This window comes from Amycolatopsis sp. NPDC004169 (assembly GCF_040610315.1).
Taxonomy (GTDB): Bacteria; Actinomycetota; Actinomycetes; order Mycobacteriales; family Pseudonocardiaceae; genus Amycolatopsis.
The window spans coordinates 45,591-57,142 of sequence record NZ_JBEXMD010000026.1 but is presented as its reverse complement, the minus strand read 5'-3'; the positions used below and the strand labels follow the sequence as shown (position 1 = coordinate 57,142).

At 75.7% G+C, this 11,552-nt stretch carries 1 protein-coding gene; it reads left to right on the top strand.

Going from position 1 to position 11,552, the window contains the following annotated elements; translation table 11 throughout:
- Positions 1-2: 2 nt before the first annotated feature.
- Entirely contained in the window at positions 3-11,111 is an 11,109-nt protein-coding gene (locus tag ABZX11_RS30230; RefSeq protein WP_354919224.1) for a type I polyketide synthase, read from the top strand.
- Positions 11,112-11,552 lie beyond the last annotated feature (441 nt).

Here is an 11,552-nt window from a genome sequence, read left to right as displayed (position 1 = left end):
GCATGAACAACGAGGAAAAGCTCCGCGACTACCTCAAGCGGGCCACGGTCGACCTGCGCGAGAGCCGTCAGCGCGTCCAGGAGCTCGAGGAGCGCGCGCACGAGCCGATCGCGATCGTGGGCATGGCCTGCCGCCTGCCGGGCGGGGTCGGGTCGCCGGACGAGTTCTGGGACGTGGTGAGCGCCGGGCGGGACGTGGTCGGCACCTTCCCGGAGAACCGGGGCTGGGACCTGGACGTGCTGTACGACCCGGACCCCGCCCGGCTGGGAACCTCCTACAGCCGTGAAGGCGGCTTCCTGTACGACGCCGACCAGTTCGACGCCGAGTTCTTCGGCATCAGCCCGCGCGAAGCGGCCGCGATGGACCCCCAGCAGCGGCTGCTGCTGGAGACGGCGTGGGAGGCCTTCGAGCACGCGGGGATCGACCCGACCGCGCTGCGCGGCACCCGCACCGGCGTGTACGCGGGCGTCATGTACGACGACTACGGGACCCGGACGCCCCAGGAGCCCGAGCACTTCGAGGGCTACCTGCTGACCGGCAGCGCGGGCAGCATCGCGTCGGGGCGGCTGGCCTACACCTTCGGCCTGGAAGGCCCGGCCGTCACGGTCGACACCGCGTGCTCGTCTTCGCTGGTCGCGCTGCACCTCGCGGCGCAAGCCCTGCGGCAGGGCGAATGCACGATGGCGCTGGCCGGCGGCGTCACGGTGATGGCGACCCCGGGCACCTTCGTGGAGTTTTCCCGGCAGCGCGGCCTGGCGCCGGACGGGCGGTGCAAGGCGTTCTCGTCGTCGGCGGACGGCACCGGCTGGGCCGAAGGCGCCGGTGTCCTGGTGCTGGAACGGTTGTCCGACGCACAGCGCAACGGGCACCGCGTGCTGGCCGTGGTCCGCGGCAGCGCGATCAACCAGGACGGCGCCAGCAGCCAGCTCACCGCGCCGAACGGCCCCGCGCAGGAACGGGTCATCCGGGCCGCGCTGGCCGGCGCGCGGCTGTCGGCGTCCGAAGTGGACGTCGTGGAGGCGCACGGAACCGGTACGCGGCTGGGTGACCCGATCGAGGCGCAGGCGCTGCTGTCGGCCTACGGCGAGGCCCGCGGGGACGGCCACCCGTTGTGGCTGGGTTCCGTCAAGTCGAACATCGGGCACACGCAGGCCGCGGCGGGCGTGGCCGGCGTGATCAAGATGGTCATGGCCCTGCGCCACGGTGTCCTGCCCTCGACGCTGCACGTCGACGAGCCGACCCCCGAGGTCGACTGGTCGGCGGGCACGGTGCGGCTGCTGACGCAGGCTCGGCCATGGCCCGCGGTCGACCGGCCGCGCCGGGCCGGGGTGTCTTCCTTCGGGATCAGCGGGACCAACGCGCACGTGCTCCTCGAAGAGGCACCGCGCGCAGCCGAGCCGGAAGCCGTGGTGCCGCAGCAAGTCCGGCCGGCGCCGTGGCTGCTTTCGGCCAAGTCGGAGCCCGCACTCCGTGCGCAGGCGAGCCGGCTGCTGACCTGGCTGGCCGCCCACCCCGAGGCGGCCGACACGGACGTCGCGGCCGCCCTGTCCGCGCGGGCCCGGCTGGGCCGCCGCGGCGCGGTGGTCGGCGCCGACCGCGCCGGTCTGCTCGCCGGCCTCACCGCACTGGCGGCCGGTGCGGACTCCCCGCACGTCGTGACGGGGGCCGTCACCACCGGCCGGACGGCCTTCCTGTTCACCGGCCAGGGCGCGCAGCGCGCCGGGATGGGCGCCGGGCTGGCGGCCGCGTTCCCGGTGTTCGCCACGGCGCTCGACGAGGTGTGCGCGGAATTCGGCGCCCACCTGGATTCCCCGCTGCGGGACGTGATGTTCGGTGCGCAGACCCCGCTGGACCGCACCGAATACACCCAGCCGGCGCTGTTCGCGTTCGAGGTGGCGCTCTACCGCCTCCTCGAATCGTTCGGCCTGGCACCGGATGTGGTGGCCGGGCATTCGATCGGTGAGCTGGCCGCGGTGTACGTGGCCGGGGTGTGGTCACTGGCCGACGCGTGCCGCCTCGTCGCCGCCCGCGGCCGGCTGATGGGCGCGCTGCCGTCCCACGGCGCGATGCTGGCCGCGGCGGTGCCGGAGGAGCGGGCGCTGGAGCTCGCCCGAGACGTCTCGCTGGCTGCGGTGAACGCGCCGGAGGCGACGGTGTTCTCGGGTGAGGCGGCGGCGATCGCCGCCCTGGAGGACCGGCTGGTGGCCGAGGGCGTGAAGACGACCCGGCTGACCGTCGGGCACGCGTTCCACTCGGCGTTGATGGAGCCGATGCTCGCCGAGTACGAGCAGGTCGCCGCCTCGGTGGCGTACCGGGCGCCCCGGATCGCCGTCTGCTCCACGGTTTCCGGTGCGCCGGCCGGCGACGAGCTGCTGACACCGCGCTACTGGGTGCGGCAGGTGCGCGAGGCCGTCCGGTTCGCCCCGGCGGTGCAGTCGCTCGCCGGCGCCGGCGTGCGCCGGTTCGTCGAGGTCGGCCCGGACGCCGTGCTGACCGCGCTGACCCGCCGGACCCTGGGCGACGAGGTGGCGTCCGGTTCGCTGGTCGCGGCGGCGTCCCGGCGCAAGGCCCCCGAGGCGGACCAGTTCCTGCGGTTGCTCGGCGCCGCCCACTGCGCGGGCCTCGCCGTCGACTGGACGCCGTTGGTCCCGGGAAAGCCGGCCACCCACCTCGACCTGCCGGGCTACGCCTTCCAGCGCCGCCGCCACTGGGTCGAGCCCGACGACCTCGCGCTCGGCGACCTCGGCCGCGCCGGGCTCGCGGCGCTCGACCACCCGGTGCTGCGCGTGGCCGCGCCGCTGGCCGGCCGCGACGAATGGCTGTTCAGCAGCCGGCTTTCCCCGACCGGCCAGCCGTGGCTCGCCGACCACACGGCCTTCGGCACGGTGCTGCTGCCCGGCACCGGGTTCGTGGACCTCGCGCTGGCCGCGGGCCGCCACCTGGACCGGCCCGTCGTCGACGAGCTCGTCCTGTCGGCCCCGCTGCTGTTCGACGGGACCGCCGCCGTGGACGTGCAGGTCGCGGTGACCGAGCCCGACCACACCGGCCGCCGTCGCCTGTCGATCCACTCGCGGGCCGCGACCGGCACCGGCGAGCCGGACTGGACGCTGCACGCCACCGGTGTCCTCGCCCAGGACACCGGGACGCCGGATTGGACCGACCCGGAGTGGCCGCCGTCCGGCGGCACGCCGATCGACGCCACGCACCTCTACGACCGGCTCGCCGAGCTCGGCTTCGGCTACGGCCCGGCGTTCCAGGGCGTCCGCGAGGCCTGGACTTGCGGCGACGACGTCTTCGCCGAGGTGGCCCCGGACGAGCAGGCCGCGGGCTTCGAGGTGCACCCGGCGCTGCTGGACGCGACCTTCCACGCGGCCCTCACCGGCCTCGCCGAAGACCTGCCCGAGGGCAAGCTGCCGCTGCCCTTCTCCTTCAGCGGCGTCCGGGTGTTCCGCCCCGGCGCCACCGCGATCCGCGCCCGCATCAGCCGTTCGGGCGCCGGGAAGGTGCGCATCGACGCGTGCGACGACACCGGCGCCGCCGTGCTGTCGATCGACGCCGTGCTCGCCCGTCCCGCGGACGCGCGCGCCCTCGCCGGTACCGGCAGCCCGCTCCACGCGTTCGAATGGACACCGGTGAGTGCCCCTGCGGTGCCGGACCGGCCGCTGGTCGCGCTGGGCCGTCCCGTTTCCGGGTGCGCGGAAACCTTCGCGAACGTCGCCGCGTTCGCGGCCGGAGAGCACCCGGACGCGGCGGTCGTCTGGTCGCCTGAACCGGTGACGACGGACGACGTCCCCGCGGCCGTCCGCGCCGCCGTGCACGAAGCCCTCGCGCTGCTGCGCGAGTGGCTCGCCGAACCCCGCTGCGCGGGCTCGACGCTGGTCGTGCTGACCCGCAACGGCGCGGGCCTGCCCGGCGAGACGCCGGATCCGGCGGCCGCCGCCGTCCGCGGCCTGGTCCGCAGCGCGCAGTCGGAACACCCGGGCCGGATCGTGAACATCGACGTCGTCGACGACACGCCCGTCACCGCCGCCTTCACCACGGACGAACCGCAGCTGGCGATCCGCGACGGCGTCACGACGGCCCCGCGGCTGGTCCGGACCACGGCCGCCGAACCGGCCGCCGGGGCCTTCGGCACCGGCCCGGTCCTGATCACCGGCGGTACCGGCGGCCTCGGCGCGGTCACCGCCCGCCACCTGGTCACCGCGCACGGGGTGCGCAGCCTGCTGCTCGTCTCGCGCCGCGGTGAGGGCGCCCCGGGTGTCGCGGAGCTGGTCGCCGAGCTGACCGGGCTCGGCGCGGACGTCCGCGTCGCCGCGTGCGACGTCACCGAGCGCGCCGCGGTCGCCGCCCTGCTGGAGGCCGAACCGGTGACCGCGGTCGTGCACACCGCGGGCGTGGTCGACGACGGCACCGTCGAAACCCTGACCGCCGAGCAGGTGGACCGGGTGCTCGCGCCGAAGGTCGACGCCGCCTGGCACCTGCACGAGCTGACCCGCGACCGCGACCTGGCGGCGTTCGTGCTGTTCTCCTCGGCCGGGCCGCTGCTCGGCGGGCAGGGCCAGGGCAACTACGCGGCCGCGAACGCCGCACTGGACGCCCTCGCCCAGGCACGCCGCAGCGCGGGCCTGCCCGCGCATTCGCTGGCCTGGGGACTATGGAAGCTCGGCATGGCCGAGGCGCTGAACGACCCGGGCGGCGAGCACCTGGTGCGGCAGATCCGCACCCGGCTCGGGCTGGCCCCGATCGAGCCGGACACCGGCATGCGGCTGTTCGACCAGGCGCTGGCCACGACCGCGCCGTTGCTGATGACCGCGGTGCTCGACACCCCCGCGCTCACCGCGCTGGGCCGGCTCGGGACGCTGCCCGCGGTGCTGCGCGGCCTGATCCACGTCCCGGCGCGCGGCCGGGTCGCCGACAGCCCGTTGCGCCGCCGGTTGCTCGACACCCCCGCCGAGCAGTGGGAGACGCTGATCCGCGACGAGGTCCGGGCCATCGCCGCCGCGGTGCTCGGCCACGAGTCGGCCGACGCCGTCGACCCCGGAACCCCGTTCACCGAACTGGGTTTCGACTCGCTCGGCGGCGTCGAGTTCCGCAACAAGGTGACCGCCGCGACCGGTGTCGAGCTGCCGTCCACGCTGGTGTTCGACTACCCGACCCCGGCCGCGGTCGCGGGCTTCCTGCGCACCCGGGTCGACGGTTCGGCGCCGGCGCGCCCGCGTCCGGCCGCGGTCCGGGCGCAGGCCGGGGCCGACGAGCCGATCGCGATCGTCGGCATGAGCTGCCGGTACCCCGGCGGCGTCGAGAACCCCGACCAGCTCTGGAACCTGATCGAAGGGCGCGTCGACGCCATCACCCCGATCCCCGGCGACCGCGGCTGGGACCCCGACCGGCTCTACGACGCCGAACCGGGCAAGCCGGGCCGGATCGCCACCCGCGAAGGCGGGTTCCTGCGTGGCGCCGGTGACTTCGACCCCGCCTTCTTCGGGATCGGGCCCCGCGAGGCCGCGGCGATGGACCCGCAGCAGCGGCTGCTGCTCGAGACGTCCTGGGAAGCCCTCGAAGACGCCGGGATCGACCCGGCTTCGCTGCGGGGCAGCGACACCGGCGTGTACGCGGGTGTCATGTACCAGGACTACGGCCACACGGCCCGCGAGGCCGGCGGGGCCGCGGAAGGCTACCTGGCGACCGGATCGGCGGGCAGCGTCGTCTCCGGCCGGGTGTCCTACGCCCTCGGCCTGGAAGGCCCGGCGGTGACGGTGGACACGGCGTGCTCGTCGTCGCTGGTCGCCGTGCACCTGGCGGTGCAGGCGCTGCGGGCCGGGGAGACGTCGCTGGTGCTGGCCGGCGGCGTGACGGTGATGGCGACCCCGCTGCTGTTCCTGGAGTTCTCCCGGCAGCGGGCGCTGTCCCCGGACGGGCGCTGCAAGGCGTTCTCGAGCACCGCGGACGGCGTCTCGTGGGCCGAAGGCGTCGGCGTGCTGGCCCTGGAGCGGCTGTCCGACGCGCAGCACAACGGGCGCCCGGTCCTGGCCGTCATCCGCGGCAGCGCGATCAACCAGGACGGCGCGAGCAACGGCCTGACCGCCCCGAACGGGCCGTCCCAGGAGCGGGTGATCGCGCAGGCACTGGCCAACGCCCGGGTGGCCGCGGCCGACGTCGACGCCGTCGAGGCGCACGGCACCGGCACCACCCTCGGCGACCCGATCGAGGCGCGGGCGCTGATCAACGCCTACGGGCCGGACCGCGCCGAGCCGCTGCGGATCGGGTCGCTGAAGTCGAACATCGGGCACACCCAGGCGGCGGCCGGCGTCGGCGGGGTGATCAAGATGGTGCAGGCGCTGCGGCACGAGGTGCTGCCGTCCACGCTGCACGTCGAGGCGCCGTCGCCGCACGTGGACTGGTCGGCGGGCGAGGTGCGGATCCTGACCGAGGCCGAGCCGTGGCCGGCCGGGCAGCGGCCGCGCCGGGCCGGGGTCTCGTCGTTCGGGATCAGCGGGACCAACGCCCACCTGATCCTGGAAGAAGCGCCCGCGGCCTCGCCGCGGACGGACGATCTCCCGCGGCCGGAAGTGGTGCCGCTGCTGCTGTCCGCCCGGACGACGACCGCGCTGCGGGCCCAGGCGAGCCGGCTGCACGACGCACTGCAGGAACGTCCGGAGCTCGACCTCGCCGACGTCGCGGCGACGCTGGCCCTGCACCGCGCGCAGCTCGACCAGCGCGCCGCCGTCGTGGGCCCGGACCGGGAGACGCTGCTCGCGGAGCTGGCGCGGCTGGCCGCCGACGAACCGGAACCCCGCGGGGCCACCGGCCGGACCGCGTTCCTGTTCACCGGGCAGGGCGCCCAGCGCAGCGGGATGGGTGCCGGGCTGTCCCGGGCGTTCCCGGTGTTCGCGGCCGCGCTCGACGAGGTGTGCGCGGAGTTCGGCGCCCACCTGGATTCCCCGCTGCGGGACGTGATGTTCGATGCGGAAACCCCGCTGGACCGCACTGAATACACCCAGCCCGCGCTGTTCGCGTTCGAGGTGGCGATGTTCCGCCTGCTGGAGTCGTTCGGCGTGACGCCGGACGTGGTGGCCGGCCATTCGATCGGTGAGCTGGCCGCGGCGTACGTGGCCGGGGTGTGGTCGCTGCCGGACGCGTGCCGGCTGGTGGCCGCCCGTGGCCGGTTGATGGGCGCGCTGCCGTCCGGGGGCGCGATGCTGGCCGCGGCGGTGCCGGAGGAGCGGGCGCTGGAGCTCGCCCGGGACGTCTCGCTCGCCGCGGTGAACGCGCCCGATGCGGTGGTCTTCTCCGGGACCACCGAAGCGGTGTCGGCGCTCGAAGCGGTTTTGGTGGCCGAGGGCGTCAAGACGAGCAGGCTGCGGGTGAGCCACGCGTTCCACTCCGCCCTGATGGAGCCGATGCTGGCCGGGTTCGCCGAGATCGCCGCGGGCCTGACCTACCACGAGCCGCGGATCCCGCTGTGCTCCACGGTTTCCGGTGCTTTCGACGAGCCGCTGACGTCCGAGTACTGGGTGCGGCAGGTGCGCGAGGCCGTGCGATTCGCTCCGGCGGTGCGATCACTGCTCGATGCGGGCGCAGGCCTGTTCCTCGAGCTGGGCCCGGACGCCGTGCTGACGGCGATGACCCGGGCCACGCTCGCGGCCGACCCCACGGCGAGCGCCTCGGTGGTCGCGGGCTCCCGGCGCACGACCGGCGAACCCGAGCAGCTGGTCACCGCGCTCGCCACCGTGCACTGCGCGGGCCGTGCGGTGCGGTGGGCCGACTTCTTCGGTGCCCGGCCGCAGGTCACGTTGCCCACCTACCCGTTCGAGCACGAGCGGTTCTGGCTGCTGCCCGCGGAGGCCGACGTGCCGCTCGCCGGCGCCGACTCCGCCGACCACCCGCTGCTGCGCGCCCAGGTGCAGCTCGCGGGCACGGACGAGTGGCTGTTCACCGGCCGGCTTTCGCTGCGCTCGCACCCGTGGCTCGCCGACCACACGGTGCACGGCACGGTGCTGCTGCCCGGAACCGGGTTCGTGGAACTGGCGCTGGCCGCCGGCGCGCGGCTCGGCGTGCCGCGCCTGGCGGAACTGGCGCTCGAGGCCCCGCTGGCCGTCCCGGCCGACAGCGGCGTCGACCTCCAGCTCGCCGTGGGCGAGCCCGACGCCGACGGCCACCGGACCGTGACCGTGCACGCCCGTGCCGCCGACGTCTGGGTACGGCACGCCCGTGGCCTGCTCACGCCGGCCGGGCCGGCCGCGGCGCCGGACTGGTCGTGGCCCCCGGTGGCGGCCGAACGGGTCGACGCGCACCAGCTGTACCGCGCGCTCGGCGACCGCGGCTTCGGGTACGGGACGGCGTCCACCGGCGTCCGCGCCGCGTGGTCGCGGGCGGAGGAGGTCTTCGCCGAAGTGGCGCTCGACGCCGGAACCGGGGCCTTCGGCGTGCACCCGGCGTTGCTGGACGCGGTGTTCCACGCGGCGGCCGGCCTGCTGACCGAGGGTGGGACGCCGTTGCCGTCCGTCTTCGAGGGCGTCCAGCTGGCTCAACCCGGCGTCGGTGCCTTGCGCGTCCGCGTCGCCCGCACCGCACCGGACACCTTCCGGGTGGAGGCGGCCGACGCGACCGGCGCCCTCGTGCTCGGCGTGGACTCGGTGCGGGTCCGCCCGGTCGAGCGGCAGGCGCTGGCCCGGCTGCGTGGCGCGGCACCGCTGTACGACCTCGACTGGGTCGCCGCGCCCGCAGTGTCCGAAGTGGACTCCGGACGTCTCGTCGTGCTCGGCGACCCGGCCGGTCCCGCGCCACTGCCGGACGTGCCCGGCACGGTCGTCTGGCCGGCGCCCGGAGGCTCCGGCGCGGTGGACGTCCACACCGGTGTGCTCACGACACTCGCGCTGCTGCAGCGCTGGCTCGGTTCCGGGAACACCGGCCGGCTCGCGATCGTGACGCGGCTGGCCGCCGGGCTGCCCGGCGAGCGGCCCGATCTGACCGGGGCCGCCGTCGCGGGCCTGGTGCGCAGCGCGCAGTCCGAGCACCCGGGCCGGTTCCTGCTCGTCGACCACGACAGCGACGCCCTGCCGCTCGAGTCGCTCGCCGCCGCCGTGGCCAGGGACGAACCGCAGGTGGCCGTCCGCGAGGGCCGGTTCCTGGTCCCGCGCCTGCAGCCGCTGGCCGCCGGAGCGGGCGAGCCGCCGTCGTTCGGCCACGGCACGGTGCTCGTCACCGGGGGTACCGGCGGCATCGGCGCGATCGTCGCCCGGCACCTGGTCGAGGCGCACGGCGTGCGGCGGCTGCTGCTGGTGTCGCGGCGCGGTGCCGCCGCGGACGGCACCGCCGAGCTGGTCGCCGAGCTGACCGGGCTGGGCGCCGAGGTCCGGGTCGAGGCGTGCGACGTCGCCGACCGGGCCGCGGTCGAGGCCCTGCTGACCGGCCTCGACGGCGACGCCCCGCTGACCGCCGTCGTGCACGCGGCGGGTGTCCTGGACGACGGCACGCTCGACACGCTCACCGCGGCGCAGACCACCCGCGTGCTGGCGCCGAAGGTCGATGCGGCCCTGAACCTGCACGAGCTGACCCGCGACCTCGAGCTGTCGGCGTTCGTGCTGTTCTCGTCCGCGGCGCCGCTGCTCGGCGGGCAGGGACAGGGCAACTACGCCGCTGCGAACAGCGTGCTGGACGCGCTGGCCCGCGTGCGGCGCGGGGCCGGCCTGCCCGCGCACTCGCTGGCCTGGGGCCTGTGGACGGTCGGCATGGCCGGGGCGCTCGGCGGCGACGGCGGCGAGCAGCACGCCCGGCAGATCCGGGCCCGGCTGGGCTTGCTCCCGATCGACCCGGGGGCCGGGATGGCGTTGTTCGACAGCGCACTCGCGAGCGGCCGGGCGACCCCGGTGACGGCCCTGCTGGACCCGGCGGCGCTCGCCGACCTGGCCCGCGGCGGCACGCTGCCCGCGGTGCTGCGCGGGATGGTCCGGGTGCCGCGGGCCGCCGCGGGTGCCGAGGTCAGCCTGGCGCGCCGGCTGGCGGCCCTGCCGGAGGCCGACCGCGACGGCGTGGTCCTGCACGAGGTGCGCACCGCCGCCGCGGCGGTGCTCGGCCACGCGTCCGGTGACGCGATCGACCCGGCGGCGCCGTTCACCGAGCTCGGGTTCGACTCCCTCGGCGCGGTCGAGTTCCGCAACCGGCTCGGCAGGCTGACCGGCCTGACGTTGCCGTCGACGCTGGTCTTCGACCACCCGACCGCCGCGGACGTGGCGAAACTGGTGCGCTCGCAGCTCGAGGACACCGGCGTGGCCGAGCAGGCCCCGGCCGGCGTGCGCGGCACGATCACCGAGCTGGTGTCGGCGGCGCACCGCCGCGGCGACCTGGCCGGGGCGTTGCCCCTGCTGGTCGCGAGCTCGGAGCTGTCGGCGACGTACGGCGACGCCTCGGCTCGGCGCGCGGCCGTGCAGCTGCTGGCCCGCGGCACGGCGGCACCGGCCCTGATCGGCATCCCGTCGTTCCTGGCGGGGTCGGGTCCGCACCAGTTCGCCCGCCTGGCCCGCGAACTGGGCGGCGAGCGCCGGTTCAGCGCGCTGCGCCTGCCGGGAACCCACCCGGGCGACAACCTCCCGGCCACCTGGACGGCGGCGATCGGCAGTCTCGCCGCGGCGGTCGCCGCGGAAGCCGAGCGGAGCCCGGTGGCGCTGCTCGGCTATTCGGCCGGTGGCGCGATCGCCCACGCGGTCGCTCGCAGGCTCGAAGACGACGGCGTCGAGCTGGCGGGCGTCGCGATGATCGACACGTACGCACCGGAGGACGTCGAGCTGAACCGTTCGGTGCTGACGGACGCGCTGGGCCAGATCCTGGTTCGCGACAACGCGTTGACCCCGGTCGACGACCACGGCCTGGTCGCCATGGGCGGCTACGTGCGGATCTACCCGGACCGCGAGGCCCGGCCGATCACGGCGCCGACGTTGAACCTGCGCGCCACCCAGGCCCTGACCGGTTTCGGCGACGCCGCACCGGTGCCGGGGTGGCAGCACGGGGGAGCGGCCGAGTGGATCGAGGCGGACCACTTCTCGATCATCGAGGAGCAGGCCCCGAAGACGGCGGCCCGGCTCCGCGGCTGGCTCGATTCGCTGGGTGGCTAGGGAAGTCCGGGCAAGCCCGGCTCGCTTGGTGGCGGGCCGGGCTTGCCCGCTTGCACCCCGCAGCCCGGAACCGCGGCGCCGGCTGGGGGAGACCGGCGTGGGGCTCGACGGGTGCGGGGGCAAGTTTCAGGGCGCGGGGAAGGGATCGCTCGCCGATCGGCCGGGGCGCCACTCCGCGATGCGCGCGTAGTGTCCTGCCGCTCCCGGTAGCGGGCATTCCCGGGCGGGCTCCGCAAGAGCCGCAGCTCACGAGCGAACGTGGCGATCGGCCCGGCGGAGTGCTCCGCCATTTCCTTTGCTGGGCATGGAAAGGGCCGCTAGGCGAGAGCTTGTCCGTTCCGGCGCCGGAGCAGGGAAAGCGAGGCTCGGTCAGCACCGTGCGGCGGGAGCAAGCCCCGAAGGCGGCGGCCGCCTCGCTCGGTGGCCGATGGGGAAGTCCGG

Coding starts and splice junctions, on each gene's coding strand:
- ABZX11_RS30230 (WP_354919224.1), top strand. CDS start 3: ATGAACAACGAGGAAAAGCTCCGCGACTACCTCAAGCGGGCCACGGTC.